A 25,329-nucleotide genomic window follows, 5' to 3' on the forward strand; every position below is an offset into this window, starting at 1 on the left:
CCTCTATGCCGTGCGTTAAGCCTGGCTTTGTGGCAGCGGGCGGCAGGCTCACCCTTCAGCTAACAATCCGTCAAAGACCTCAAGCAGAGCCTCGGTAATAACAGACCCCAATGCATTGCCCGCTGCCCTGATGCCTTCCTCGGTGCCGTCCCGCGATGCCAACGCCAACGCTGTTCCTTGCTCGCTCACAATCGCCTTGGCTCGCTCACAATCGCCTTGGCTCGCTCACAATCGCCTTGGCTCGCTCAATAGCCCACAATGCGAAGTCGCTACGGTTGTCAATCGCTACAGTTTCCAAGGGGCAACTCCACATATTTGGCTTCAGGGCTTGTCTCTAGGCGCTTCGGCTGCGGATGCCAAGGCGGGAGGCAATGCACTAGTCTCAAAATGTATAGTTTGCGAGATGTTCTCTTGACGTGTCTCAAAACGTGTCTCATAACGCATGCATCGAAACGTCTTAAGGAATTTGAGACATGACCCTTGTTGCTTACATTCGTGTTTCTTCGGTTGGCCAGAGCCTTGAGGTGCAGCGTGACAAGATGCTGGCGCTGGGGGTGGAACCAGACCACATCTTTGAAGAGAAGCGCTCGGGCGTGGACAGCAATAGGCCTGCCCTCAAAGATGCCCTCCGCTTCGCTCGGAAGGGTGACACCTTTGTCATCACCAAGATTGACCGCCTAGCCCGCTCAGCTACAGACCTCCTCAACATCGTGAGCGAGCTGAAGAACAAGGGGGTAAGCTTCAAGGTATTGGACCAGGACATTGACACAAGCTCGCCTGCTGGCCGTGCCATGTTGCAGATGCTGGCTGTCTTCGCAGAGTTCGAAACGGCTATCCGCTCGGAGCGCCAGATGGACGGCATTGCGAAGGCCAAACAGGACGGCACAAGGTTCGGCAGGAAGCCACAGGCAACGGAGGATGTGGTCTCTGAAATCCGCCGCATGCGGACGGAGGGCCTTCTCATCAAGGACATTATGAAGTCTACCGGCCTGAGTAAGGCGACTGTGTATCGGGCGTTGGGAAGCGCCTCAGAGGACACAGCGGCCTGAGAAGCACATTCCTGTAATACTGGAGAGAGCTCGCCCTTGGGTGAAACCATAGGCGGGCTTTTGCTTTCAACCAGGACCTGCGAGCCTCATCATCCGGAGACCAGAATTGAAAGTCTTTGTGGCTCTCTCGCGTAGGTGCTTCCCACTCAGCCACCATCCAGCCAGCCTTTGCCTTCTTCGAGAGTGCTTTAAAGCCCAGCTGCGTGTCAGCCCCATAGTATTCGGCGAGGCGGTTGCACTGGGCGTCCGTGATCTTCTCTCCCTCCTCGCTACGATCAGGGTGGGCCTTTAAGATGGCGAATGCATGCGGGCGAGCAAACATGTGCTGTGCCTCTCGCATTAGCCGGAGGGCCAGGCTTTTGCCCCGGAAAGACGGATCGACCCACGCCCGCTCAAGGAGAATAACCCGCTCCAGAAAGTCGAAGTCAAGGTGGGGCAACTGCCGCTTAATCATCGAGCGCTTTTTCCGCATGATATTGAGAGCTTCTAGGCAATGGCCGCTTCGCGCGTCATAGCTTTCGAAGGCATCAGCTCCCGGCAGTGAGAAGCAGTAATGTACGAAACCCTTGAGCTCAGCCACCGGAGCGTCAATCGTGCGCTGCTCTTCATCACTGAAAGGCTTGCAGGTGATCTTGAAATTTAAGACCTCATCGTCCTCGCTGCGGGTAATGCGCGTTGAGATATCAAAGGTTTCGTACAAAGCAGGCCTCCCGGTGAGTTGCTCGTGTAGCTAGAAACGCTGCACGGCTCGTACACGCAGAAACTCCCTAAGGCAATGTCTAGAGCGCTCAGCGCCTTGGTAGGCATTCCCGCATTACCGAAAGAAAAACTCTCCCTTGGGTGAAACCATTGGCGGGCTTTTTGCTTTCAACCAGGACCCACCGTGGTCATTAGCCCAACAAGGTGGCGATGGGTTTTCTGCCAATGGGGTCTCGACCTCCACGCTGTCCCGCTTGGCGAAGCGAATTAGAGACACCGATACTCACCTTTAGGGCGCACATTGAGCGCCAGCGGCCCTTTGGTCTCCGGGAGAGCAGGTGGCAGGTGGTCGCCCATGGATTTGGCACTTTCTAGGCGTCCGAGCTTTCTTACGGCGTTGGTACTGACCAAGTATTACTACAAGCCTACTAAGTACAATATCCGTTTCGTGGGCTGCCTCATGGGACTGCCTTAGGGCCCACCTCATGGGTCTACCTTAGGGACCTTCCTATGCCCTGTCCTACAGGTATGCCTCAGGGGTCTGCCTTGGGGGCAGGCATCGCGCCCGCCTTATGGGTCGCCTTGTGGGTCACCTTAAGGGGGCCGCCATATGCCCTCCCTTATGCCCTGGGGGCCAACTCAATGCTCTGCCTTAGGGGTTGCCTCCGGATCTTCCTTAAGTACTTCCTTGAGTGTTGCCTATGTGTGCCCTTGTTGCCTACCTTGGTTGCCTTGAAATAGCCTATACATTGACTGAAATATATTAGCACAATGCGGAGATATGCCGAATAAGATTGATTTTTACTTAAAATTGGATTACGCCTCCCGCCACACTCAACGAAAGGAAATGCAGATATTGCGATTTGGAAATACTCGGAAAACCCGCAGCACTTTTCGAGCCCGGACACTTCGACGCGTACCTACCGCCAGCGCGATAAGAGACCGATTGGATGTACCGCTGCCCCGACGAGGAAAGTCGACGCATGCCTGAATGGAAAATCTATATCGATGCGGGAGTAAATAGCGGGTCTCCAGACCATCATGGCTTCCGAGCGGGAGCTTTTCTGGCAAGACTTGTTGCCTCGGATTGGGCACATGAATTTTACGGAATGGGGAGAGTCAGAAATACCCAACTGCTATATGCACACGGAATGATCATGTCTTTGGAACACTTGGCCAGGGAGAGAGAGGCAACCCACTTAACCCCGGTCGACATCATCAGCGGAAGCCCGGGCTTCTGGCAAAGCCTAGTCGACACTTGGAATGCAGAGCTGGCCGAACCTAGTAAGGTTCTCACAGCCGATCAGCATGCGGTTTGGAGGAGGCTGGCGCAATTGGACGGTCTCTTAGTCTCCGACCCCCAAGAGCCCCGGTGGGGCCCACCGAAGCCGCCGAACTTGCGAAGGTCAAGGCAGGTCGAGTCCGCTACGCGCAACAAGCAGTGGATTTGCCGCGAAACTTTTTCGAAATTCGTACTGACAACAAACCAGCGTGAAAACCTCTTAGTGGAAAACTGTGAACAGCGAAAAGCCGTCCGTTGAGGACAACCACATCAGCATCCCGGCACGCTCCCTTCAGGTCGAGCAGCCTACCAAGTTCAAGCCTTCCGAAGCCGCGATTGAGCACCTCATGGCCCTCGGCGGGCGAGCCCCAGAGTTTCGCGGCACGACGACTGATCAACGAGCACAAGCCAAGCGCCTGCTCGCACGACAACAATATGCCGCCAAACGGGATGGCAAGTGCCCGGCGATTGTCAAGGAGCGGAACACCAACTGGCCCGATGATCCTAAGAAGCGGTGCTGTGGAGCCATCGCCACCCGCAAGGGACTCTGCAGACGACACTATAACAGAAAGTTTCTCCGTATCCGCGCCAATCAAGCAGGTGGGGAATGGGGGAACACACGGCATTTCGCTGAATGGCAGCTCCCGGGAAACATGAGCGACATCCAGCATGAATGCCTTGCAGCTCTTCCGCTTTACAAGACCTACGAGGATTGCATTGCGGAGATGAATGCAGCTGACCCGGCTAATATACTGATCCCAATCTACGAAAAACCGGTATCAAGAAAATCAAAGGCTTAGAAATAACCACACTATAGGAAGGAGAAGCTAGAAAAACGGCTCTCCTTTCGACAAGTGGCCGTGACTCACGAGTGAGCAATCGCACTCATCAGCGATTACATCGGTACTTACCCATCTAGGTGACCCCTTACTCAACCCACCGCGCCGCACGCGGCAGGGAGCGGCATGGCACGTCTTTTGGAAATCAACTTCAACTATGAAAAGGAAGCCATCTTGGCAGACTTCAATCTTTACACTGCAGTAGCAGGGAGAAACGCGGGAGTTTTCATTCCTGCTTATGTTTGGATAACGCGCGTGGAAGACCACGAAGGGAACCTTGTTTGGACCAATATTGGAGAAGCGCCAGAATTCAGCGATGGCCATTCCAACGACGGCTATTTCGTTGGTACCCTTGCTGGGCTGTCGCAAATCCCCGAGGGGCACACAGCGGTCCTTATTGCCAAGGAGAAAAGCACGCTGGCTTGGCCCTTCGCAGGAGACTTGCGGTCCCTCCATCACCGAAACCCGAAGGGCAAGTTGAGGAAAGAGCATGTATTTATCCGCCAGGTGGATGAACTTGCTGCGTCTCGTGGACTGACTGTCATGAGCCGTCCGCCTGTTTCCGAGGTCGAAAAGGAAACCCTTGCTCAAGCTGGAGATGACGCTGCCGCACGTAGAGATGCAGCTGAGGCGGCAACGGCTGAACCGGAAGACAAGTTTCTGAGGTGAGCGAAGCGAACGATCTAAAACGGATCGTGTGGAACAGATAACTTCGCAAGAGCAGCCACAAGAAAGTTGCGTCCCCCGCCATGTAAGAACACGAAGACGGGGGGCGCAGTTGTCGCGCTCGATTGGCTATCACACATGCAAGTTTCCCGAGCCCTACATTTTGACGGCTGGCTATTGCCCCGATCTACTGCGTTGAGCAACCTTGTAGATCAACTGTTTGCCGCCCTGCCTCAGCCAGAAATAACAGCAGGCCGACGCCACCGCTCCGATGCGGTAGAACGCCGCAAGAGATGTCTTGAAGCGTTGGTGGCGAACCTAGCGCTGATGGCGTTGAGTCCCGCCAAACATGACGGGCTTGCTGTGTCGCTGAAGAACAGGCGAGCGAGCCGGTACGACGCCAAGGCGTTCAATACTTTGATACTGCGTTCGGTCGTAAGTGGCATGGAGGCGCTCAGCCTTCTTGAGCATGATGATGCGATATTTCGCCAGAAGCGCACAATTGTCCGAGATACTGAGAAGCTCAGAGCTCTACTAGTAGGTTGCGACATTGCCCCCAGCGACGTCGGGAGAATCGCGGGCCGCGAGACCATTGAGCTATGGACGAACCGGCATGGACCGCAGGGTAAGGAGGAGATAGATTATTCCGACACAGAGCGGACAATCAAGCTTCGCCAGGAGATGGCCGCAATCAATGAGATGCTGGCTACGACCAACATCGCCTTTGACAAAAAGCTGCTTCCGGCAAGCTACCTCGTTCGGAAATTTCAGCACGACGACACCTCCCTGAGACCCAGCTTTGATCGACACGGGCGGCTTTACGGAGGGATATGGCAAGACCTCCCCAAGAGCCAGCGCTACCTTCTGAGCATCAATCAAGAGTCCGTGGCTGACCTCGATTTCTCTTCAATGTTCATACAGTTAGCCTACAGCTCCGTGGACCGGGAGCCGCCGCTAGGTGACCACTATGCTATCGCCGGTCTGGAGAACCATCGTAAGGTGGTCAAGTCGCTCATTGTCTCTCTCTTCTTTCGCATCAAGGCAGCTGCACGCTTACCTGTCGGTAGCAAAGAGCTGTTACCCGAGGGGTGGGATATGGCGAAATTCAAGGCCGCTGCCGCTGCCCATCATCCAGCTATCGCCCATCTGTTCGACACCAACATTGGCTTTAGGCTAATGGCGATGGAGAGCGACATTCTAGTAGGCGTGCTCTTGCGCCTCTCTCGGGACGGCGTGCCAGCGCTTCCGATGCATGACGGCATCATGGTGCCTGTCAGCCAAAAGCAAAAAGCTGCACGCATCATGGAGGAAGTCAGTGCAAAGCATGTCGGGCGACCTCTTGTTGTCGCTGAAAAACCCATTGAAAGACCGCAGGAAAATAACTTCCCCCTATGGAGCACTATGTTCTCCCCATAGAGCACTAGGTGCTGTCATTGGTGGATATCAATCACCTACAGTCCCCTAGGTGAGCATGGTGGCCCCTAGATGCTCAGCGTTCGGCTTCCCCCTTCTGCCCGGCACTGCGACAACAGATCCTGATACGGCTATACGCCCCATGTCGTCATGCAGCGCCTTCAGTCTGAACCCCGCGCCGTAGCTCCGGCCCACGCTGCCGTTCCCGGCATGCCCCGTCAGGGAGTCATGAAGCTCGTCCGCAAGGCCAGCGTCACAGCGCCTCCCCCGGAGGACATTCCGGCTTATTCCCTAGGGGTGGTCTACGCGTTTCAAATCGATGGTCTTGTACCCGTCTTCAGCTGCCTCATCTTCATCATTATGCTCGGCCTCAGGGGGCACGGCGGTCTTGACCAGCTCAGCGTACAAATGCTTTGCAAACATCGAGCCTGCACCGAGCACGACCCAAAGCGGCACCCCGACAGCCGTCCCTAGCGCGGCAATCCCGGCACCGTGGCCACCGAAGAAAGCAATTCCGACAGCCATTCCCCCGATGCCAAATCGTTGAGAAGTGGGTCTATCATCCCATCCCACCTTCTTGATCTGCTTAGCTATCATTTTGACGAGGGGCCAGATGATTTCGCTTTTGATCGTTGCCCGGAGAGCTTGCTTAGCCTTGGACACCGCGCTGGCGCTTGAGTTTCGGATAGTGAGAAGCTCAACAATCCAGCTCCTCAACGCTGCATTCTGAGACGGCGTGGCTGTCCTCACGATGTGCAGCGCTACCTGTTTTTCTCTTTCGCCTAGCTCTTCCAAGCTGTCCTCCTGGGTTGTAGCGGGCTCATTGCGGCAGGCATCATCTTCGCTACCCACCCTCTACAACGCGAGGCAAGTCTTGTGTTGCTTTGAGAAGCTCAGGGTAATCGACAAGACGACTGATTGCTCGCAGTGCTGCTCGTCTAAACTTGCCTCTGTCTGCCCCATGATGGAAGCGTCGATGGCAGCTCGGACAAACTGCGATAGCGTTATCCACGCTGTCTGGACCTCCTTCGCCCAGTGGTCGAACATGATGGACTTCGAGATATGGCTCCCCGTCCTCGCGAAGGAAGGGCGCTGGCGTCTCGCAGGACTCGCAATGTCCCTTCGCGTTCACGAGCACCCACGCAATCACATTCGGATCACGAATGAAGCGCTGAGAGGTGCCATAAACCTTGACGCCGCTTTGTGGGTTTATCGGTGGCGGAGTGTTATCAATGCTGTGAGCCATTTTGGCTTTTGCCGATCTCACCCTGACGGCAAGGCTGTCTGGATCTGCTGTGGGGGGTTCAGGAACCTCTTGCCTCTCCCAAACCTCGTTGATCATCGCAATCAGCTTCGCAGTGATGCTGGCACCGACGTTTCGGCGCGGCTGGTAGCCACTCAGGAGTGGTAAGCCCAAGTCATCGAGCACCGCTGAAACGTTCGAAATTCGGAATTCGTAAGACGGACCGGATCGATGCGACAATGCACCCGCTAAGACCTCGTTACGTTTTGCGGTTTTATTTACCCTCTCGCCGCGACTTTCAGCGAGTTGCATTTCACGGTAAGCCACCACGCACGCCCTGAGTTCGGCGTCTGTCCACCCTCCAGCTTTAATATCGTCGCTCACCTGGTCACCTATCGGAAGTTTAGGTCCCGCAGGTTACACGCATTCATCTTTCGTGGAGATTACCGCCACGTCATTTCAGCCGGAAATGTGCCATGGGATCGGAAAATCGGGGCTTGGGTATCAATGCCACCAGCCGTACAGCGATTGGCAACTATGTGCCATGTGTGGACATCAGCGCAGCTCTTGCCGCTATTGCAGTGGCTGTCGTCGGAGCAATTGCACAGCAATAACCAACGGAAGCGCGATGCACCAAAACCCGCACAGGCAGGCTATGTAAAACAGTTGAAAATTCTCGTCGCGGCCAATGAGAAAATTCAAGACCACGCAGCGGTAGTTGCATCTCGTCTCATTCACCACGAAAGGCAAGTAGTCCATTGCGAACAAGAAGAAGGGACTGATGATAGAAAACCCGTAAAGCTCTTTCCGGCGGTCTTTGGGGGGAGTGTACAGAAATGGCCCTTGCTCGTGGCTCCTTTCGAAGGCCAGCTTCAACATTAGGCCCAAAAGAATGACGAAGATGATTTGAGCGAGGAAAAGGGTTAGCGCGGAGGCGGGCGTGATCACATAAAATGAAAACGCGGCAATGAATACACCCGACCCAAAAGTCGAAAACACATTCGTTGGCCGATCATTGCGTCTCAAAATTAGGCCACGACAGTAGAAGTAACCGGCTACTAATAAAAAGATGAGGGGGAGCGGACCTATTGGCAAATTGCTTGTTCCTTGATGATCCTCCTTTTCTTCCGGATTTCGATGGTACTTACAACCTTGGCGAAGTAAAAAATCAATAAACGCAACGTCCGCTTTGGGCCCGCAAGCAGGCATTGACGGCTCTTGCTGCCTGATATCGGGAAAATCTCAGCCGCCATCCTCCCTCAGGCGAGCAAGCTTCACGGCCTCTACGCAAGCTCTCGCCTGCTCCAGCAATGGGCCACCAGAGTAGACTCCAAAAGTCATGCCCGACCGTCGCGATGGTGCTTTCGGGCTGTCCTGCCTGCTCTGCCTTGGTGATGAACCAGCGGCGGAAGCTGTGGAAGTTGACGAGACCCGTACGCCTGCCCAAACGGTGCCTGTTCTCAGTCTTCCAATTTGAAGCGCGGGAAGAGCACCATGGCATCCAACTTCGTCTTCAGGCTTACACTACCGTATGCTCGCCCTATGCTAGCCGGTGCGTGCCCGCATATTGCATCCAGAACCTTTTCCTGTACGCCCGCCTCGAAGCCGAGACTCTTGAAGGTGTGTCGCCAGCCGTGGTTGGGGGCAACGTTGGGGTCCTTCACATACTCGCGGGCAAACTCTGCCAGTCGGTTCTTCTTGCTTTGCCAGACACCCGGAAACGATTTGCCAGGTTTGATGGTCATGAAGAGGTAGCCGCTCTGTGCTTTTCCAACGAACTCCATGAAGCCCATTTCGATGAGGTGGGCATGCAGCGGCACCTCGCGGAACTCCTTGCCCTTCACGGTGCCAGCCTCTGGCGTAAGCGTCATGATCCACGCACCCGTGGAAGCGTCTTGGCCGAAGTCTTCCTTGCGGAGCTGCACCAGCTCACCAACTCGGGCACCCGTGTAAGCACAGAGCCAAGGGACCCACCGTTTGGCCAAATCGGTCTGATTGGGCTTGGCCTTCCCGACAAGAACTTTATTGGCTGCCAATAGCAGTGCTCTAGCCTCCGCCTGTGTGAAGTCCCGTTCCCTCACCTTTACCTTTTTGCCCAGCTTCAGGCCGATGCCGGTAGCCGGATTCGAGGCAAGCTTGCGGTTCGCGACGGCCCAATCAAAGACGGACTTGAAGGCCGTCAGATCGCTAGCCTTTACGGTTTTGGCTGACACTGGTTTGCCGGTCTTCGGGTTGGGCGTGGTAAGCCTGTGGTCTTTATAAGCCACCACATCCTCCGGCGTCACTCGTGCGGCATCATCGTGCTTTAAGAAAGCGCTGAATGCCTTAAAGGTGTTCGTGTAGCTCTCCCGTGTGCTCTCGGACTTGCCCACAGCTTTGGCTTCATTCCACCACAGCGCAACAAGACCCATGAGAGAGACGGTGGCCGTCCGCGCTGGCGTAGCGGTCTGCTGAGAGCTTTCCCAGCGTGGATAGCCGGACAGCTTGGCATCGGGAGCAAGCTTCCTGGCCGCCGTCTTCATACCGTCGGCAACTGCCTGGGGGATCTTGGCTGTGAGCCGTGCAATCGACCGCTCGGATAGTGAAGGGATGCCCTTGAGCCTGCCCATGCGTTCGGCGAGTTGGTCTAGATTCTGGCCTCCCGATGGCTGATCGAAGAATGTTGGGTCCGTGGACGCCCGCTCGGCAAGCTCTTGCTCTATTCGGTCCCATTCCATCACAAGCTCAGGGTCCGTGAGGTGGTCCGTGTCTACAGTTCCGGTCTCTGGCGTCACGGTGAGCCGCAGGGAGGTGTCGCTGTCCTGTGCCCAAGATGCGTGAAGCTCCCCGGCGAGGCTAGCAACTTGCCGTGCTGTGAGGTCTATCGGCGTCCCTAACCGGACCTTGGCAAAAAACTCTTCCACGTAGGCGAGAGCTTGAGCTTGCCTGATCCGAGCAGTCGTGGGGTCTGAGGTGCGGAGCGAAAAACGTACGCTTTGCGTACTAGTGGTAACAGTGAAGGACACCGTCGAATCACCCACCGGAACGAGCAGCGTTTTTCCTACCAGCTGAGACTTAATGTCGGCCGGTATCCGCTTCGTAAAGTGGGCGTTTGAGGAGCCTTTCGGGGTCATCGGGCTTACCAATCGTAGGCGCATTGTTACAGACCTTTGTTACAAGGTACTCAATGCGCATCTTCTTGGAAAGGCTTAAACATTTGATCTGGCTAGCGATCAAAATGGAATGGTGCCCAGAAGAGGACTCGAACCTCCACGCCTCGCGGCACAGGTACCTGAAACCTGCGCGTCTACCAATTCCGCCATCTGGGCGACGGAGAGCCATGTAAGGGGGTGGCTCTTTGCTGTCAACTGACATTTTGAAGTTTTCCTGACAGTCTGTGAAAAACAGCAGATATCCCGTGCTAGGGCCGGTCCCGCCCAGCAGGATCACACAGAACTGAACAAGTTTGTGCCGGTCGTGTATGCTCTGCTGCGCGCGCAGTCCTACATCGGAAGGATCAGAAAGGAATCAGCGATGTCCACCCGTCGAACGATTGTCTTCGGCCTTGCCATTGGTCTCCTGCCGCTTGCGGCCAGCGCCGCACCGCCGCTCGCACCGCTTCAGTTGCGCAATCCTGCGATCATCAATGTGCAATCGACCTATTGCGACTACCGCGGCTGCTTCGGCTTCGGGCCCCAGCAGTGGCACCGCCCTGCCTATATCCAGCCGAACTATCGCCCGCCGGAGGCAAGAGGGCCGACTTATTATCAGCCACGCGCGCAGGCCCAGCCACGGCTTACCTACGGTGATCCACCGCCGGTCCAGCGGATCCGCCCCACCGCCGATCGCAGCAAGCACGTCGAATGGTGCCGGAATCAGTACCGGACGTACAATCCGAAGACCGATCGCTTCGTGACCTACCAGGGCTGGTACAAGACCTGCAATTCGCCCTTTGACTAGGCGTCAGCTTTCCGGCGAGGCCCGGTCGGTATGGCCGAGGTCGCGGCCGGGTTCAATGATATCGCGCACGCGCTGCTTGAGCTCCTTGGGGCCGGGGAACCCGCCGTCTCGCTTGCGCTCCCAGATGAGCTCGCCATTGACGCGGATTTCGAAATTGCCGCCGGTGCCCGGGATGAGCGCTACTTCGCCGAGACTGTCAGAAAAGGTCTGCAACAGCTCCTGCGCCATCCAGCCGGCGCGCAGCAGCCAGTTGCATTGGGTGCAGTAGAGGATCGTCACACGGGCTTTCTCAGACATCGGAAATTTCCTTTCGTTCGACTGATTTAAGACCTCGCCGCATCTCGCGCAATCGCGATCGGCCGCACTACTCACCCGAACGGAATCCGAATCGCTGATACCCCAATCCTCGTCATCGGGCATGCCGAGGCGAATGCCGAATGGCTGATGCAACAGACGAGCGCGGCCCATGGGTTAGTCGTCTGGTAGCCAGCTAAAATCAAGCTGGATTGCGCCCTTCATGCTTAACAGGTTTTTTACCGGCAATATTCATTCTCCCCTGCAACAATGGGTTGAGCCGCAATTGCGCTTAGATACTGTTTCGGTAAGGGATTTTTTCAATGATACGGATAAGTGATCTAAAGATTGCCCAGAAGCTGACTCTCGGCTTTGCCGTTCTTGTGATCGGTGCCGCATGCATGGGCGCCGCCGTTTACAAGAATGTTCGTATCGTCGAGGATGTCGGGCAGCAAAGCGAATTGCATGGACGCATCGTGAGTGCCACGACGGACATTCGCCTGTCGCTGGCACGCCTTCAAAGCGCTGTACGCGGCCTGCTCATCACCAAGGATGACCATTACGTCGACAGCATTCAGAAACACTACAACGGCCTTCTTGAAAACATCGAGACTGTGAAGAAGACGGCGGCAGATGATCCCGCGATCACGAAAAAGATGGACGACATGGTCGGCCAGGTCAACGAATGGCGCCAGAACGTTCTCGATCCCGTCATTGCCAAGGCAAGCAAGGATGCGACCCACGATGACGCCGTTAAGTTCGCCATGTCGGACGAAGCCGATACCTATATGGATCCGGCGCAGGCGGTCGTTGATGATCTGCGCGAGCACGAGAAGAAGCTGACCGAAGAAGCCGTCGCCGAAGTTGCCGCTGCAAATACCGCGACGAAGATCACGCTCGCACTCGGCATCGGCTTCCTCATCCTTGCGTCGCTCGTGCTCGCCTTGCTGCTGACGCGAATGATCGGCAAACCGGTCACGGCAATGACCGACCTGATGCTGAAGCTTGCAGGCGGCGATACCTCTATCGAGCTTGCCAATGCCGACCGGCTTGACGAGATCGGCGGAATGGCCCGCGCGGTGCAGGTCTTCAAGGACGCAGCCCATGAAAACAAGCGTCTGGAAACCGAAGCCCTGGCGGCCCGCCAGGCTCAGGAATCGCAGCGCGAACGCCAGATCGCGATCGACGGTGCCAAGGCGGAAGACCTGCGCAGCTTCGTCCATGCGGTCGAGCAGGGCTTCGATGCGCTTTCCCAGGGCGATCTGACCATCCGCATGAACGATGCCGTCGCTCCGGAAATCGAGCCGATCCGCAACAAGTTCAACCAGACGGTCACCTCGATGGAGGAAATCCTCGGTTCGGTCGTTGCCTCGATCGGCGCCATCCGTTCAGGCCTGACCCAGATTTCGGCCGCTTCCAACGATCTGGCGCACCGGACCGAGCAGCAGGCCGCAAGCCTCGAGGAAACGGTTGCCGCACTTTCGGACGCCACGCGCGGCGTGGACGATACCCGCAAATGGTGCGGGACGCGCCCAGGGTGCCGCGACCACCGCACAGGAAAATGCGGAAAAGGGCGGCGAAATCGTTGCACGCGCAGTCAAGGCGATGACCGCGATCGAGCAGTCGTCCAATCAGATCGGCATGATCATCGGTGTGATCGACGAGATCGCCTTCCAGACGAACCTCCTGGCGCTGAATGCCGGCGTTGAAGCGGCACGCGCCGGCGAAGCCGGTAGAGGCTTTGCCGTCGTCGCCCAGGAAGTTCGCGGCCTTGCCCAGCGTTCTGCCGAGGCCGCCAAGGAGATCAAGGACCTGATCTCGACGTCAAGCCGTCAGGTGGATGAAGGCGTGAAGCTGGTCACTGATTCCGGCACCTCGCTGCAGGAAATTGTCTCGCAGGTTGCTGAAATGAGCGGCGTCGTTGGCGAAATCGCCCGCTCGGCGCGCGATCAGGCAATGAGCCTGCGCGAAGTTTCCGCTGCAGCCGACCAGATGGACAAGGTCACGCAGCAGAATGCTGCCATGGTTCAGGAGACCACGACCGCTGCCCAATCGCTCGCCCGCGAAACCGACGATCTTGCCCACAAGGTCGAACGCTTCCGCACCGCTTCGGCCACAAACCGCTATGCCGTCCCGCTGCGTCACGTGGCATAAGCGCGAAGCGGAACAAATTGGTGCTCCCAGAAACTCCATTCCTGCTTCGCAGCAGGGATGGAGTTTTCATTTGCGGCGACTGGTGAAACCATCCACCTTGCTTTGACAGAGTCCCTTGCTCCGCTAGATTCCGTTGCGAAAGGGAGCATCAAAAAATGAGCAAAGATAACCTGCCTTGGGAGGGCGGCTGCCGTTGCGGCCGGGTCAGGCTGAAGATCAGCGCAAGGCCGCTGCTGACCATGGCGTGCCATTGCACCGGCTGCCAGAGAATGTCGTCCAGCGCCTATTCGCTGAGCGCTGCCATCCCTGCGGAAAGCTTCGAAGTGACGCGAGGCGAACCCGTCATCGGCGGGCTGCACGGCCTGACGAAGCACTATTTCTGCCCGCATTGTATGAGCTGGATGTTTACGCGGCCCGAGGGCATGGATTGGTTCGTCAACCTGCGCCCGACCATGCTGGACGATGCGAGCTGGTTCACGCCCTTTATCGAGACCTGGACGCGGGAGAAGCTGCCGTTTGCGGAAACGGGCGCCGTGTATAGCTATGAAACCCTGCCCGAAATGGCTGCCTATGAGGGGCTGGTGAAGGAGTACATGGCGCAGCAGGCGTAAGGCCTACAAGCCCAGGAACAGGAAATCCAGCGCTGCGCTGATCTGATTGGCCTCGCTTCCCAAGCTCAGAACCGCGTCCCCTATTTCGGCGACCGGAATCGCGGCCATCCTTTGTGTGGCGAGGACATAAGGCTCGTCATCAATGGAGAACCGCGGATTCAAGCGCGAAATGGACCAGGACATCTCGCGAATAGGGTAAAGGGGAGCCATCACACGAGAGGGCAAGCTTTCCAGCGTCGTACTCTGTAGATCGACGGCCAACTGGTCATCGGATCGCAACCGGTAGACCATAAACCGCGTCATCAGAATTGCCTGTATTTTGCGAACGGCAATCCGTGTTTCTCGACATACTCATTTTCGAGGCGTATCGCCTCGTCGTTCTCTTCCCGCCACCGGCGTTCGCGCTCGGCTTTAACCGCACGGGCAATGCCTTCCTCAGCGGCGCGGGAAATATTGATGTTGAGTTCCCGAGCGGAGGAAACCAGCTCCGCATTAAGAGAAAGATTCGCGGCCTTCCGCGCAGACTGTGACATGACAATGCTCCAGCTATGCGCAAATTATATGCGCATAGTCTGGAGAAGCAATGGATCACTCATCCCCCATCTTCAGCGCGGCGATGAACGCTTCCTGCGGAATCTCCACCTTGCCGAACTGGCGCATGCGCTTCTTGCCTTCCTTCTGCTTGTCCAGAAGTTTGCGCTTGCGGGTGGCGTCGCCGCCGTAGCACTTGGCCGTCACGTCCTTGCGCAGGGCAGAGATGGTCTCGCGGGCAATGACGTTGCCGCCGATCGCTGCCTGGATCGGGATCTTGAACATGTGCTTCGGGATCAGCTCCTTCAGCCTTTCGCACATGTCGCGGCCGCGCTTTTCAGCAGACGCGCGGTGGACGAGCATGGAGAGCGCATCGACAGGCTCGCCGTTGACGAGGATCGACAGCTTGACGAGGTTGCCTTCGCGATAGCCTTCGAGGTGATAGTCGAAGGAGGCATAGCCCTTGGAGATCGACTTCAGCCGGTCGTAGAAATCGAAGACCACTTCGTTGAGCGGCAGCTCGTAGGTCACCATGGCGCGCGTGCCGACATAGGTGAGTTCCGTCTGGATGCCGCGGCGGTCCTGACAGAGCTTGAGGATGCCGCCGAGATAATCGTCCGGCGTCATGATCGTCGCCTTGATCCAGGGCTCCCGGATCTCGGCGATCTTGACGACGTCAGGCATGTCGGCCGGATTGTGCAGCTCGCGCTCGCTGCCATCCGTCATCGTCAGCTGGTAGACAACCGAGGGCGCGGTGGCGATCAGGTCGAGGTCGAATTCGCGCTCCAGGCGCTCCTGGATGATTTCGAGGTGCAGAAGCCCAAGGAAGCCGCAGCGGAAGCCGAAGCCGAGAGCCGCCGACGATTCCATCTCGAAGGAGAACGAGGCGTCGTTGAGGCGAAGCTTGCCCATGGCGGCGCGCAGATCTTCGAAATCGGCGGCGTCGACCGGGAAGAGGCCGCAGAAAACCACCGGCTGTGCCGGCTTGAAGCCCGGCAGGGCCTGCGCCGTCGGGCGCTTGTCTTCGGTGATCGTATCGCCGACGCGGGTATCGGCCACTTCCTTGATCGAAGCGGTGATGAAGCCGATCTCGCCTGGGCCGAGTGAATCGACATTGACCATCTTCGGCGTCAGCACGCCGACGCGCTCCACCTGATACTTGGCATCCGTGCCCATCATGCGGATCGTCTGGCCCTTGGTCAGCACGCCGTCGATAACGCGCACGAGAACCATGACGCCGAGATAAGTGTCATACCAACTGTCGACGAGCAACGCCTTCAGCGGCGCCTTTTCGCCGCCCGGGCTCTTCGGCGCCGGCAGCTTGTGGACGATCGCCTCGAGGACATCGGGAATGCCGAGGCCGGTCTTGGCCGAGATCAGCACCGCTTCGGAGGCATCGATGCCGATCACCTCCTCGATCTGCTCCTTGATACGGTCGGGCTCGGCCGCCGGCAGGTCGATCTTGTTGAGGACGGTGACGAGCTCATGGTTGTTGTCGATCGCCTGATAGACGTTGGCGAGCGTCTGCGCTTCGACGCCCTGCGACGCATCGACGACGAGCAGCGAACCCTCGCAGGCCGACAGCGAACGCGAGACCTCGTAGGCGAAGTCGACGTGGCCGGGCGTGTCGATGAGGTTCAGGATGTAGGTCTCGCCGTTCTGCGCCTTGTAGTGCAGGCGAACGGTCTGCGCCTTGATGGTGATACCGCGCTCGCGCTCGATCTCCATGTTGTCCAGCACCTGCTCGGACATTTCGCGGTCGGCAAGACCGCCGGTCGATTGGATCAGGCGGTCGGCAAGCGTCGATTTGCCGTGGTCGATGTGGGCCACGATCGAGAAATTGCGGATATGCGAAAGCGGAGTTGTGGGATTGGTGCTCATGCGCGCCATATAGCAGCGCCTTCCCCTGCCGCAAAGCGGAAAAGCAGGGTTTCGTTTACGATAGATCGCGGCTCCGCAGCCGGAAACATTGGACTTTATTCCATCATTGGACTATGCATTTCTATTATAGTAGAAACAGGTATAGTAGAAACAGGGCTGATGATGGAACAGGAACTCGAAGCGGCGATCGGAATCCGCATCCGCAAGCTCAGGATCGAGAAGGGCCTGACGCTGGATGACCTTGCCGGCGCCTCCGGCGTGAGCCGGGCGATGATATCGCGCATCGAGCGGGCGGAAGCGAGCCCGACGGCCTCGCTGCTCGCACGGGTCTGTGCGGCGCTCGGGCTGTCGCTTTCGGCCTTCTTCGCCGAGGAGGAGCGGGAAGCTTCCCCGCTCGCCAGGCGCCATGAGCAGCAGGTCTGGCGCGATCCGGAAACCGGTTATGTTCGCCGCTCCGTCTCGCCGCCCGGAACATCCTCCGAAGTCGATATCGTAGAGGTCGAGTTTCCGGCTGGCGGCCGCGTCAGCTTTCCGCCGCATGCGGCAAGCCACGGCATGACGCAGCATGTCTGGGTGTTCGAGGGTGAGATGGAGATGACCACGGGCGAAATGGTCCACCATCTCTTTCCAGGAGATTGCCTCTTCATGCCGGTCGGCGAGGGGCATGTCTTCCACAATCCCACCAGCAAGCCGGCCCGCTATTGCGTCGTGCTGAACCGCAGCACCCGCTGAATTCATTTCAGGAGCAGATCATGACCGTCATTCGTATTCTCGATGCACAAGAGGCTCGCGCGGCAATTGCCGATCTGTGTGAGATACTCGCCGACTGCGTGGAAGGCGGCGCGTCCGTCGGCTTCATGCAGCCTTACGCGACGGCGGACGCGGAGCCTTACTGGCGAAGCGTCGCCGAAGCCGTCGAGGCAGGCGTCAATCTGCTGGCGGTGGCAGAAGTCGACGGAAAGATCGTTGGAACGGTACAGGTCGGCTTTGCCTCCATGCCGAACCAACCGCATCGCGGCGATTTGAAGAAACTGCTCGTGCATCGTTCGGCGCGCGGAAAGGGCCTGGCGCGGCTGTTGATGGAGGCGATCGAACGTGAAGCCGCACGGCACGGCAAACACCTGCTCGTGCTCGACACGGCAACCGGCAGCGACGCGGAGGCGATCTATCCTCGCCTCGGGTGGGAGAAGGCCGGGGTCATCCCGGATTATGCGATGTGGCCGGAGGGCGGCTATTGCGCGACCACGCTGTTCTACAAGCGGGTCGCTGCCTAAGCCATTGACAAGGACCGGACGCGCCACGCCTTATCCGGACAAAGCAAATCAGGGAGCACCGCGATGCGCGTTATCTATTCCGAGGACCACAAGCTGCGCGATGCGAAGACCGAGCTCCATAACGGCCAGCTGGTGACCCCGTTCGAAGGTCCTTTCCGCGCGGAGTGGATCTTGGAAGCGGTCAAGCAGGCCGGCTTTTCGGACGTGGTGGCGCCTAAGCGGCATGGTCTGGAAACGGCTCTCAAAGTACATGATTCCGGTTATCTCGATTTTCTGTCCAAGGCTTGGGACATGTGGAAAGCGACGGGCGCAGAGGGTGAGGCAATCCCCGCATCCTTCCCTGTTCGCCGTTCGACCTTGCGCGTGCCGAACGATATCGATGCGCTGCTTGGCTACTATGCCAATGCGGCGGAGACGGCGATTACGGGTGGCACCTATCAGGCAGCGGTCGCCTCGATGCAGTGCGCGGTCACCGGCGCCGACTGGCTGAATGCCGGCAATCGCTTCGCCTTCTCGCTTTGCCGCCCGCCCGGCCATCATGCAGGCATCGATCTTTTCGGCGGCTATTGCTTCATCAACAACGCCGCCGTCGCGGCACAACGCCTGCTGGATCTGGGTGCACGGAAGGTCGCGGTCCTCGATGTCGATTTCCACCACGGCAACGGCACGCAGGACATTACCTATCGCCGCGGCGATATCTTCTTCGCTTCGCTGCACGGCGAGCCCGCCGATGCCTTTCCCTATTTCTGGGGCTACGCCGACGAGACCGGTGAGGGCGAAGGGGAAGGCTGCAACGCCAACTATCCGCTGCCGCGCGGCACGCTCTGGAGCGAGTGGGCGGCCGCGCTGCAGGATTCGCTGTCCCGCATCAAGGCATTTGGCGCCGAAGCGATCGTCGTGTCACTCGGCGTCGATACGTTCGAGCGCGATCCGATCTCCTTCTTCAGGCTGAATTCCGACGACTTCACCCGCATGGGCACAATGATTGCCGAGGCGGGTCTCCCGGTTCTGACCTGCATGGAGGGTGGCTACGGCGTGCCGGAAATCGGGCTCAATGTCGCCAATGTGCTGATGGGGCTGGAAGCTTAAAGGCTGGCTCTCACAGTGGAAGACGAAATCCAGCAATCGGACGTTCCGACGCAGCGCATGCTCTCCTGGGCACGCAACTCGACGATCTATCGTCTCGAACGCCGCATGATGACCGAAAAGCAGCTTTTCGATGCGATTACGCGAAAGGCCAAGCAGAAGTTCGAAGACATCAGCCAGGCGCAGCTGAAAGCGCTTGCCGACTCGGCTGTCAAATTCGCTTACGATCAGCAGGCTCTTGACGATGTGGCTTACGCGGCGGTGAGTACCCGCTCGGCCGTGCGTGGCGGCAAGTCGAAACGGCTTATTGCCCAGAAACTCTCCCTGAAGGGAGTGGCAAGCGATATCGTCGAGACCGCACTCGAGCATGCCGACGACCTGTTCGCCGCCGTCGTCTTTGCGCGTAAACGGGCGTTTGGGCCGTATCGGCGCGGCGAGCTCGATGAGAAGCGAAAGGCCAAGGAGCTCTCAGCCTTCGCCCGGAACGGCTTCAGCTTCGAAATCGGCAAGAAGGTCTTTGACATGAGCCTCGACGAAGCGGATGAGGTGCTCGAAGCCAGGCGGGCGCTTTAGCGTCTTCCGTCATCAAGGTTGCTTATGCCCGGATCAGAAGTTTGCATTTGCCGCTTTGGTGTTGCGACCATATCAATGGCGCAAATTTCGGAGCGGGCAAATGGACCAGAAGACGTGCGAACCAGTGGCGAACGCAAGTGCTGCGGCGCTGACTGCAGCGGCACCCGCATTGTCCGGCGGTGTTGCCGGCGGCGCGCTGATGTGCCTGCTGTCGATGTCGTCCGTTCAGTTCGGCGCGGCATTCTCCTCTGGCGCGATCGCGACTTACGGAGCTGCCGGCGCGTCCTGGTTGCGGCTTGCTTTCGCGGCCGTCATCCTCGCGATCGTCGTCCGTCCGCCGCTGCTCCGCTACAGCCGCGAGCAGTGGGTCGGCGCATTGGTCCTCGGCACGACGACGGCGCTGATGACCATATCCTTTTTCGCCGCGATCGAGCGGATTCCGTTGGGGCTTGCGGTCGCGATCGATTTCCTCGGCCCGCTTTCGCTCGCGACATTCGGTTACGGCCTGACCCGCCGCCTTGTGTGGCCGGTGATCGCCGCGGCGGGCGTTCTCTTCCTTGCCTATGATGGAGAGGAATGGGTAGGCAATCTGCCGGGTGTGCTCTTCGCCTTTGGTGCCGGCACAGGCTGGGCCTGCTATATCCTGTTGACGAAGAAAGTCGGAGCGGCGTTCAAGGGGCTGGAAGGCCTCTCGATTTCGCTGATCGTCGCAGCGGTCGTGGCAACTCCTTTCGGTTTTGCCGGCGCGGTCCCGAATCTTGATGGCTACGGCCTTATCGAAATGGCGGGCCTGGCGATCCTGGTTCCGCTCCTGCCATACACGTTGGAAATGATCGCGCTCAGGCGGATGACGACGGCCTCCTTCGGCATCCTCATGAGCCTGGAACCGGCCATCGGCGCGCTCGCGGGCTTCCTCATCCTGGCGCAGGCCATGACGCTGTTGCAGATACTCGGCACCGCTCTCGTGGTTGCGGCAAGCGCAGGTGCGACCTTCTCGGCGGAAAAAGCTTGACTTAAACGGGCTTGCGCGCCGGATCGTCGAGTGCCGGGTTGTAGAACAGCGATAGCGTCAGGCTTTTGGCGATGCGTTCCGCCGTTGCCATGAACCACGCCTTTGCCTCGCCATTGGGGGCAATATCGTCGAGGGTTGCGGCGAATAGCTCCAGCCACTGCGGGAAGAGCCCTGGTGTGATGTTGGCGACGCCGAGATGCGCCTGGACCGGCTTGCCGCCGTAGGCGCCGCTGCGGAAGGCGACCGACGACCAGAAACTCTTCATCTTCGCCATATGCTCCGGCCAGCGGCCGGCGAGCCTCGCATCGAAAACCGGACCGAGTTCAGGATGCGCAAGAACACGGCCGTAAAAGGTCTCAACCAGCCTGTCGATGAAGGCGTGGTCGATTCCCATGGCTTTCATGTCCGCTTCCGCGCGCTCGCGGATTGCGGCGACATGCGCCGCCCGTCCCTGTAGTTCATGATCCATATCTAACCCCGGCTTCGCCGCCTCTTACGGCAGACCCTCATATAGGCATCCGCTGCTTCAGGCCAAAGGGGCAATTCGTCTCGCAGCAATCTGTTACATCAGCTGCCAGTGTCCTTGACGCCTTGCAGCGCGCTCTTTAGATTTAGAATTATTCTAAAATGGAGTTTCGTCATGCTGCCCCGGTTTTTCAGGTCATCCAAACGTTCATTCAAGTCATTGTCGGAGCAGGAAATCCTGGCGCTCGCAATCGCATCTGAAGAGGACGACGCCCGCATCTATCTCGCCTACGCCGACCAGTTGAAGGCGGCGTATCCCGCTTCGGCCAAAGTTTTCGAGGACATGGCGGAGGTCGAAGACACGCATCGCAAGTCGTTGATCGAGCTCCATCGGCAGCGCTTTGGCGAGCGCATTCCGCTCATTCGCCGCGACCATGTCGACGGCTTCTATGACCGCAAACCGGATTGGCTGCGCGCCAACCAGTCGCTGGAAGCCATGCGGCAGGAAACCGAAGCGATGGAGGAGCAGGCCTATCGCTTCTATGTCGAGGCGGCAAAGCAGACCTCGGACGCCTCGACGCGCCAGTTGCTCGGCGATCTGGCGCTTGCTGAACAAGGCCATGAAGACATTGCCAAAATGCTCGGCGACAAACATACGCCGGAGGACGTCAAGCATGCGGAAGACGAAACCGCGCGGCGGCAATTCGTGCTCACTTATGTGCAGCCCGGTCTTGCGGGGCTGATGGATGGTTCCGTCTCGACACTGGCTCCGATCTTCGCGGCCGCCTTTGCGACGCAGGACACGTGGCAGACCTTCCTGGTTGGCCTCTCAGCCTCGGTAGGCGCGGGTATTTCCATGGGTTTCACGGAGGCTGCACATGACGACGGCAAGATTTCAGGCCGTGGCTCGCCCATCAAGCGCGGTCTCGCTTGCGGCGTCATGACCGCGCTTGGGGGTCTCGGTCATGCGCTGCCCTATCTCATTCCACAATTCTGGACCGCGACGATCACGGCAGCCGTCATCGTCTTCTTCGAACTGTGGGCGATCGCTTTCATCCAGAACAGATATATGGAAACGCCATTCCTGCGCGCTGCCTTCCAGGTGGTGGTAGGCGGCGGTTTGGTGCTCGCTGCCGGCATCCTGATCGGCAATGGGTGAGCGCAGTCTTTCCCAGGACACCCAGGAGTAACGCCTCAAACAAAAAGGCCGGCATCGAGCCGGCCTTTTCCATTCGAATAACGAGATTTCCTATCGCAGAGCGCCGACCAGAACGTCGCGGCCGTTTTCGATGGTTACCCAGCGGCCGGCATTGTAGCTCGACTGGCGCTTGACGAAGGAATAGGGCGCATCGAACCAGGGCTTCACAGTCGAAGCGAGATTGTCGAGGAGGAAGTCGCCTTCGCCCGTGCGCAGCGTCAGCACGGCGTGACCTTCGCCATCCGGCTTGCGCACCACGGTCATCAGAAGGTTCGCCGGCTCAAAGCCGCGCTGAATCAGGATGCGGCGCTTCAAGAGGGCGAAGTCTTCACAGTCGCCCGCCGTTGTCGGATAGGCCCAGACTTCGTCCTTGCCGTAGATTTCCTTGTCGGTCATCGGGGTGATGGTGTTGTTGACGGTAGAATTGACGGAGCGGACGAGAGCCCACTTGGCATCAGTCATTTCCATCGGCGCCGCATTGCGGTCGGCGCCGCATTCAGCACGGTGTACCTGGCAGAAATCATAATGGCCGATGGGCTGCGAGGTGGCGCCGCCGGTGACCATCGAGAGATTTTTGGTTGGGGCCGGTAAGGCGGCCGAAGACATCGCAAAGGTGGCCATCATGGCCACCAGGTAACCCTTGATCCGCACGCCCTATTCCTTGCATCGCCCTTTAATTCTTAACAAAGAGTTAACGGACGGGGGCTTGAGGTGTCAATCCTTAGGATCGTGCGACTCATTGACATGGTTAAAATGGCACACAAACCGGAGTTTGCGGCCTATATTCAACTTCGAAGCGCTTGTTGAAGCGGCTGATGGGGATTTTGGGTTAACGAATAAGGCCTTTGACCGCGGACAGCATCTGCTCAATATCCTGCGGCCGGGAAAGCCGGTGGTCGCCGTCGCGAATGAAGGTCAGCACGACATCATCGGCGGGCAGGTGTTCGGTCAGCTTCAGAGCGTGAGAGTGGGGGACGTCCGCGTCTTTCATTCCCTGCAGAATATGAACGGGGCAGCCTGTTTCGATGATCCCGGTCAGAACCCGGTTCTCACGGCCGTCCTCGAGCAGCGCACGGGTATAGACGTTCGGTTCCGGGCTGTATTCGGACTTTTCTTCGAAATAGCCTCGCTCGGCGAGCGACGCGCGGTCCTTCTTTTTGAGGTGCGGCTCGATGAGTTCAGAAGTGAAATCAGGCGCCGGCGCAATCAGGACCATGCCGTCAAGCCTCGGCGCATTCTGCAATTTTGCGAGTTCCTGCGCCAACCGCAGGGCGATCCAACCACCCATCGAGGAGCCGACGACGATGATGCTCTCCGGCTTTGCATGCAGGATGACGGCGACTGCCTCTTCCAGCCAGCGTGAGATCGTTCCGTCGGTGAATTTGCCCCCGGAAAGTCCGTGGCCCGAATAGTCGAGACGAATGCAGGCGAGTCCAAGTTCGCCCGCCAGCCGATCGAGCTCGACCGCCTTCGTGCCACTCATGTCCGACCGGTAGCCGGAGAGCCAGACGAAGGTCGTGCCCGGATTGTTCGACGTCGCCTCCCGGATGATGAAAGCAATCTTCCGCTCAGCATCGCCTTCGCCCACCGCCAGGAACTGCGGCTCGGTTGTGGAACTTGCTTCAGACATATGCGGAAACTCCTGTTGCTTTGCGCCTATAAAACAGATTCTTGACAGGCTGACAGCAGGTGATTTTTCCGCTAAAGCGTGTTAATGACTCCGTTGCAGCAATAACAAGACCTTGTTTGTGCCCCCCGACGGGAGTGCGAAACTGCAGCAATCCGAAACAACTCGAGGAGAGTACGACCATTCGCAGACCTTTTAAAACCGACGCGCCCGTGAAGGAAGGGCCGCGTTCGAACCGGGAAATCCGTATTCCTAAGGTTCAGTTGATTGATGCTGAAGGACAGAATTTGGGCGTGGTGCCCACCGATCAGGCCCTGAGAATGGCTGAAGAAGCCGGCCTGGACCTCGTGGAAATTTCTCCCAACGCCGAACCGCCTGTGTGCAAGATCCTTGATCTGGGCAAGCTGAAATATGCCAACCAGAAAAAGGCCGCCGAGGCGCGCAAGAAGCAGAAGATTGTCGAAGTCAAAGAAATCAAGATGCGTCCGAACATCGACACCCATGACTATGAGGTGAAGATGAAGGCGATGGGTCGCTTCTTCGAGGACGGCGATAAGGTGAAGGTGACGCTGAAGTTCCGCGGCCGCGAAATGGCCCACCAGGAACTCGGCATGAAGCTGCTTCAGCAGGTGAAGGCCGATACGACCGAATTTGCCAAGGTCGAGGCCGAACCGAAGCTCGAAGGCCGCCAGATGATGATGGTGCTCGCGCCGAAGTGAGCGCGGTCCTCGTCGATACATCAAAGCCGTCCGCAAGGGCGGCTTTCGTGTTTCAGTGAGGCCGAAGATTCCTTTCCCGCCCCGTTGCACTTTCACGGCACTGCGGGTATAAGCGCGCGTCCGAACTGACCGGCAGGGCATGCCGTGGCAGTTTCGAATGCTTGCGGACCGGTTTCGTCACCGGAGCCGCGGATCAACAACAAACGCTCCCGCGCCTTGTTGCGACGGCCGGATGACCGGACATCGCAGGAGGGCTTTTTTGAAGAAGCGCGCAGGGAGGACAGAAACGGAGTAGCAAAATGCCCAAGATGAAGACGAAGTCCTCTGCCAAGAAGCGGTTCAAGATCACCGCGACCGGCAAGGTCAAGGCTGCCGCTGCTGGCAAGCGCCATGGCATGATCAAGCGTACCAACAAGTTCATTCGCGACGCACGTGGCACGATGGTTCTCGCAGAACCCGATGGCCGCAAGGTCGTCAAGAACTACCTGCCGAACGGTCTCTAAGACTATTCCGCGAACGCTTTAGATTAAGGAGATCATGAAATGGCACGTGTAAAAAGAGGCGTCACCGCCCACGCCAAGCACAAGAAGGTTTTGAAGGCCGCTAAGGGCTTCTACGGCCGCCGCAAGAACACCATCCGCGCCGCGAAGGCCGCTGTCGATCGTTCCAAGCAGTACGCTTACCGCGACCGCAAGATTAACAAGCGCAACTTCCGCGCTCTCTGGATCCAGCGCATCAACGCTGCCGTCCGCGAATTCGGCCTGACCTACGGCC

27 protein-coding genes, 1 tRNA gene and 2 pseudogenes are annotated in these 25,329 nt (G+C 58.1%); 17 read left to right on the plus strand and 13 right to left on the minus strand.

Annotated features, from left to right (window positions below):
- Positions 1-48: 48 nt before the first annotated feature.
- Positions 49-298, minus strand: a pseudogene (locus tag ACPYOI_RS24830) (hypothetical protein).
- Between the two features lie 175 nt (positions 299-473).
- On the opposite strand from ACPYOI_RS24830, the gene ACPYOI_RS24835 reads away from it, so the two are divergent.
- Complete coding sequence (locus ACPYOI_RS24835; protein ID WP_481423483.1) at positions 474-1,049, plus strand: recombinase family protein; 576 nt, start codon at positions 474-476, stop codon at positions 1,047-1,049.
- Here the strand turns inward: ACPYOI_RS24835 and ACPYOI_RS24840 are convergent.
- Complete coding sequence (locus ACPYOI_RS24840) at positions 982-1,749, minus strand: hypothetical protein (RefSeq protein WP_481423484.1); 768 nt, start codon at positions 1,747-1,749, stop codon at positions 982-984. The two genes, ACPYOI_RS24835 and ACPYOI_RS24840, sit on opposite strands and share 68 nt — an antisense overlap.
- A 1,514-nt stretch (positions 1,750-3,263) precedes the next feature.
- Here ACPYOI_RS24840 and ACPYOI_RS24845 point away from each other — a divergent pair.
- From ACPYOI_RS24845 to ACPYOI_RS24855, 3 genes are all read left to right on the plus strand, one after another.
- Entirely contained in the window at positions 3,264-3,830 is a 567-nt protein-coding gene (locus ACPYOI_RS24845; RefSeq protein WP_481423485.1) for a hypothetical protein, read from the plus strand.
- Between the two features lie 165 nt (positions 3,831-3,995).
- Positions 3,996-4,538 (plus strand): hypothetical protein, encoded by a 543-nt coding sequence (locus ACPYOI_RS24850; RefSeq protein WP_481423486.1) that lies wholly within the window; start codon positions 3,996-3,998, stop codon positions 4,536-4,538.
- Between the two features lie 192 nt (positions 4,539-4,730).
- Positions 4,731-5,951 (plus strand): hypothetical protein, encoded by a 1,221-nt coding sequence (locus ACPYOI_RS24855; RefSeq protein WP_481423487.1) that lies wholly within the window; start codon positions 4,731-4,733, stop codon positions 5,949-5,951.
- Between the two features lie 288 nt (positions 5,952-6,239).
- On the opposite strand, the gene ACPYOI_RS24860 is transcribed toward ACPYOI_RS24855, so the two are convergent.
- The 4 genes from ACPYOI_RS24860 to ACPYOI_RS24875 form a co-directional block, all read right to left on the minus strand.
- Complete coding sequence (locus tag ACPYOI_RS24860) at positions 6,240-6,743, minus strand: hypothetical protein (protein ID WP_481423488.1); 504 nt, start codon at positions 6,741-6,743, stop codon at positions 6,240-6,242.
- Between the two features lie 49 nt (positions 6,744-6,792).
- Complete coding sequence (locus tag ACPYOI_RS24865) at positions 6,793-7,575, minus strand: HNH endonuclease (protein ID WP_481423489.1); 783 nt, start codon at positions 7,573-7,575, stop codon at positions 6,793-6,795.
- Between the two features lie 1,076 nt (positions 7,576-8,651).
- Positions 8,652-10,304, minus strand: a complete 1,653-nt coding sequence (locus ACPYOI_RS24870) for a tyrosine-type recombinase/integrase (RefSeq protein WP_481423490.1) — start codon at positions 10,302-10,304, stop codon at positions 8,652-8,654.
- Positions 10,305-10,414: 110 nt separating this feature from the next.
- A tRNA-Leu gene (locus ACPYOI_RS24875) sits at positions 10,415-10,499 on the minus strand.
- A gap of 205 nt (positions 10,500-10,704) precedes the next feature.
- Here ACPYOI_RS24875 and ACPYOI_RS24880 point away from each other — a divergent pair.
- Entirely contained in the window at positions 10,705-11,130 is a 426-nt protein-coding gene (locus tag ACPYOI_RS24880; protein ID WP_481418114.1) for a BA14K family protein, read from the plus strand.
- Between the two features lie 3 nt (positions 11,131-11,133).
- On the opposite strand, the gene ACPYOI_RS24885 is transcribed toward ACPYOI_RS24880, so the two are convergent.
- The gene (locus ACPYOI_RS24885) at positions 11,134-11,427 is read right to left on the minus strand and encodes an Rdx family protein (protein WP_168827960.1); all 294 of its coding nucleotides are present in this window, start codon (positions 11,425-11,427) and stop codon (positions 11,134-11,136) included.
- A 398-nt stretch (positions 11,428-11,825) separates the two neighbouring features.
- On the opposite strand from ACPYOI_RS24885, the pseudogene ACPYOI_RS24890 reads away from it, so the two are divergent.
- The 3 genes and pseudogenes from ACPYOI_RS24890 to ACPYOI_RS24900 form a co-directional block, all read left to right on the plus strand.
- Positions 11,826-12,467: pseudogene (locus tag ACPYOI_RS24890) on the plus strand (CHASE3 domain-containing protein); the annotation flags it as partial.
- A 427-nt stretch (positions 12,468-12,894) separates the two neighbouring features.
- Entirely contained in the window at positions 12,895-13,578 is a 684-nt protein-coding gene (locus ACPYOI_RS24895; protein ID WP_481423491.1) for a methyl-accepting chemotaxis protein, read from the plus strand.
- A gap of 155 nt (positions 13,579-13,733) precedes the next feature.
- Entirely contained in the window at positions 13,734-14,189 is a 456-nt protein-coding gene (locus ACPYOI_RS24900; RefSeq protein WP_481418112.1) for a GFA family protein, read from the plus strand.
- Between the two features lie 3 nt (positions 14,190-14,192).
- Here the strand turns inward: ACPYOI_RS24900 and ACPYOI_RS24905 are convergent, their stop codons facing one another.
- Genes ACPYOI_RS24905 through lepA form a run of 3 tightly spaced genes read right to left on the minus strand, consistent with a single transcriptional unit; the run spans position 14,193 to position 16,610 of the window.
- Positions 14,193-14,492 (minus strand): CcdB family protein, encoded by a 300-nt coding sequence (locus tag ACPYOI_RS24905; protein WP_481418111.1) that lies wholly within the window; start codon positions 14,490-14,492, stop codon positions 14,193-14,195.
- Complete coding sequence (locus ACPYOI_RS24910; RefSeq protein ID WP_481418110.1) at positions 14,492-14,722, minus strand: type II toxin-antitoxin system CcdA family antitoxin; 231 nt, start codon at positions 14,720-14,722, stop codon at positions 14,492-14,494. The genes ACPYOI_RS24905 and ACPYOI_RS24910 overlap by 1 nt, the downstream gene beginning before the upstream one ends.
- Before the next feature lie 55 nt (positions 14,723-14,777).
- Positions 14,778-16,610, minus strand: coding sequence for a translation elongation factor 4 (lepA, locus tag ACPYOI_RS24915; protein ID WP_168827965.1), 1,833 nt, complete (start codon positions 16,608-16,610; stop codon positions 14,778-14,780).
- A 153-nt stretch (positions 16,611-16,763) separates the two neighbouring features.
- On the opposite strand from lepA, the gene ACPYOI_RS24920 reads away from it, so the two are divergent.
- The 5 genes from ACPYOI_RS24920 to ACPYOI_RS24940 all read left to right on the plus strand — a co-directional run bounded on the left by ACPYOI_RS24920 (position 16,764) and on the right by ACPYOI_RS24940 (position 20,546).
- A complete protein-coding gene (locus tag ACPYOI_RS24920) occupies positions 16,764-17,333 on the plus strand; it encodes a helix-turn-helix domain-containing protein (RefSeq protein ID WP_481418126.1) in 570 nt (189 codons plus the stop codon).
- 20 nt (positions 17,334-17,353) lie between these two features.
- On the plus strand, positions 17,354-17,875 hold the full coding sequence (locus tag ACPYOI_RS24925) for an N-acetyltransferase family protein (RefSeq protein ID WP_481423492.1): 522 nt from the start codon (positions 17,354-17,356) through the stop codon (positions 17,873-17,875).
- Positions 17,876-17,938: 63 nt separating this feature from the next.
- Positions 17,939-18,964 (plus strand): histone deacetylase family protein, encoded by a 1,026-nt coding sequence (locus ACPYOI_RS24930; RefSeq protein ID WP_481418108.1) that lies wholly within the window; start codon positions 17,939-17,941, stop codon positions 18,962-18,964.
- A gap of 15 nt (positions 18,965-18,979) precedes the next feature.
- Positions 18,980-19,534 (plus strand): recombination regulator RecX, encoded by a 555-nt coding sequence (gene recX, locus ACPYOI_RS24935; protein WP_481418107.1) that lies wholly within the window; start codon positions 18,980-18,982, stop codon positions 19,532-19,534.
- 100 nt (positions 19,535-19,634) lie between these two features.
- Positions 19,635-20,546: an EamA family transporter gene (locus ACPYOI_RS24940; RefSeq protein WP_481418106.1), complete on the plus strand. Its 912-nt coding sequence runs from the start codon at positions 19,635-19,637 to the stop codon at positions 20,544-20,546.
- A 1-nt stretch (position 20,547) separates the two neighbouring features.
- Here the strand turns inward: ACPYOI_RS24940 and ACPYOI_RS24945 are convergent, their stop codons facing one another.
- Positions 20,548-21,015, minus strand: a complete 468-nt coding sequence (locus tag ACPYOI_RS24945) for a group III truncated hemoglobin (protein WP_481418105.1) — start codon at positions 21,013-21,015, stop codon at positions 20,548-20,550.
- 171 nt (positions 21,016-21,186) lie between these two features.
- Between ACPYOI_RS24945 and mbfA the strand changes: the two genes are divergently transcribed.
- A complete protein-coding gene (mbfA, locus tag ACPYOI_RS24950; RefSeq protein ID WP_481418104.1) occupies positions 21,187-22,170 on the plus strand; it encodes an iron exporter MbfA in 984 nt (327 codons plus the stop codon).
- 90 nt (positions 22,171-22,260) lie between these two features.
- On the opposite strand, the gene ACPYOI_RS24955 is transcribed toward mbfA, so the two are convergent.
- Together ACPYOI_RS24955 and ACPYOI_RS24960 are read right to left on the minus strand one after the other, a co-directional pair.
- Positions 22,261-22,860 (minus strand): transglutaminase-like cysteine peptidase, encoded by a 600-nt coding sequence (locus ACPYOI_RS24955; RefSeq protein WP_481418103.1) that lies wholly within the window; start codon positions 22,858-22,860, stop codon positions 22,261-22,263.
- A 178-nt stretch (positions 22,861-23,038) separates the two neighbouring features.
- Positions 23,039-23,839, minus strand: coding sequence for an alpha/beta hydrolase (locus tag ACPYOI_RS24960; protein ID WP_481418102.1), 801 nt, complete (start codon positions 23,837-23,839; stop codon positions 23,039-23,041).
- Between the two features lie 179 nt (positions 23,840-24,018).
- Here ACPYOI_RS24960 and infC point away from each other — a divergent pair, with 179 nt between their 5' ends.
- From infC to rplT, 3 genes are all read left to right on the plus strand, one after another.
- A complete protein-coding gene (infC, locus tag ACPYOI_RS24965; RefSeq protein ID WP_168828734.1) occupies positions 24,019-24,555 on the plus strand; it encodes a translation initiation factor IF-3 in 537 nt (178 codons plus the stop codon).
- Between the two features lie 299 nt (positions 24,556-24,854).
- Positions 24,855-25,058 carry a 50S ribosomal protein L35 gene (rpmI, locus tag ACPYOI_RS24970; RefSeq protein WP_004108077.1) on the plus strand — a complete coding sequence of 68 codons (204 nt, stop codon included), beginning with the start codon at positions 24,855-24,857 and terminating at the stop codon, positions 25,056-25,058.
- Positions 25,059-25,097: 39 nt separating this feature from the next.
- The coding region (rplT, locus tag ACPYOI_RS24975) for a 50S ribosomal protein L20 (protein ID WP_481423493.1) at positions 25,098-25,329 on the plus strand (232 nt) is incomplete at its 3' end.

The sequence above is a fragment of the Rhizobium sp. SVR5-2C genome (assembly GCF_056755115.1).

What these genes read in the sequence shown, in the direction of transcription:
- ACPYOI_RS24835 (WP_481423483.1), top strand. Translation starts at nt 474, where the DNA reads ATGACCCTTGTTGCTTACATTCGTGTTTCTTCGGTTGGCCAGAGCCTT.
- ACPYOI_RS24850 (WP_481423486.1), top strand. Translation starts at nt 3,996, where the DNA reads ATGGCACGTCTTTTGGAAATCAACTTCAACTATGAAAAGGAAGCCATC.
- ACPYOI_RS24870 (WP_481423490.1), bottom strand. Translation starts at nt 10,304, where the DNA reads ATGACCCCGAAAGGCTCCTCAAACGCCCACTTTACGAAGCGGATACCG.
- ACPYOI_RS24880 (WP_481418114.1), top strand. Translation starts at nt 10,705, where the DNA reads ATGTCCACCCGTCGAACGATTGTCTTCGGCCTTGCCATTGGTCTCCTG.
- ACPYOI_RS24885 (WP_168827960.1), bottom strand. Translation starts at nt 11,427, where the DNA reads ATGTCTGAGAAAGCCCGTGTGACGATCCTCTACTGCACCCAATGCAAC.
- ACPYOI_RS24900 (WP_481418112.1), top strand. Translation starts at nt 13,734, where the DNA reads ATGAGCAAAGATAACCTGCCTTGGGAGGGCGGCTGCCGTTGCGGCCGG.
- ACPYOI_RS24905 (WP_481418111.1), bottom strand. Translation starts at nt 14,492, where the DNA reads ATGACGCGGTTTATGGTCTACCGGTTGCGATCCGATGACCAGTTGGCC.
- ACPYOI_RS24910 (WP_481418110.1), bottom strand. Translation starts at nt 14,722, where the DNA reads ATGTCACAGTCTGCGCGGAAGGCCGCGAATCTTTCTCTTAATGCGGAG.
- lepA (WP_168827965.1), bottom strand. Translation starts at nt 16,610, where the DNA reads ATGGCGCGCATGAGCACCAATCCCACAACTCCGCTTTCGCATATCCGC.
- ACPYOI_RS24920 (WP_481418126.1), top strand. Translation starts at nt 16,764, where the DNA reads ATGGAACAGGAACTCGAAGCGGCGATCGGAATCCGCATCCGCAAGCTC.
- ACPYOI_RS24925 (WP_481423492.1), top strand. Translation starts at nt 17,354, where the DNA reads ATGACCGTCATTCGTATTCTCGATGCACAAGAGGCTCGCGCGGCAATT.
- ACPYOI_RS24930 (WP_481418108.1), top strand. Translation starts at nt 17,939, where the DNA reads ATGCGCGTTATCTATTCCGAGGACCACAAGCTGCGCGATGCGAAGACC.
- ACPYOI_RS24940 (WP_481418106.1), top strand. Translation starts at nt 19,635, where the DNA reads ATGGACCAGAAGACGTGCGAACCAGTGGCGAACGCAAGTGCTGCGGCG.
- ACPYOI_RS24945 (WP_481418105.1), bottom strand. Translation starts at nt 21,015, where the DNA reads ATGGATCATGAACTACAGGGACGGGCGGCGCATGTCGCCGCAATCCGC.
- mbfA (WP_481418104.1), top strand. Translation starts at nt 21,187, where the DNA reads ATGCTGCCCCGGTTTTTCAGGTCATCCAAACGTTCATTCAAGTCATTG.
- ACPYOI_RS24960 (WP_481418102.1), bottom strand. Translation starts at nt 23,839, where the DNA reads ATGTCTGAAGCAAGTTCCACAACCGAGCCGCAGTTCCTGGCGGTGGGC.
- rpmI (WP_004108077.1), top strand. Translation starts at nt 24,855, where the DNA reads ATGCCCAAGATGAAGACGAAGTCCTCTGCCAAGAAGCGGTTCAAGATC.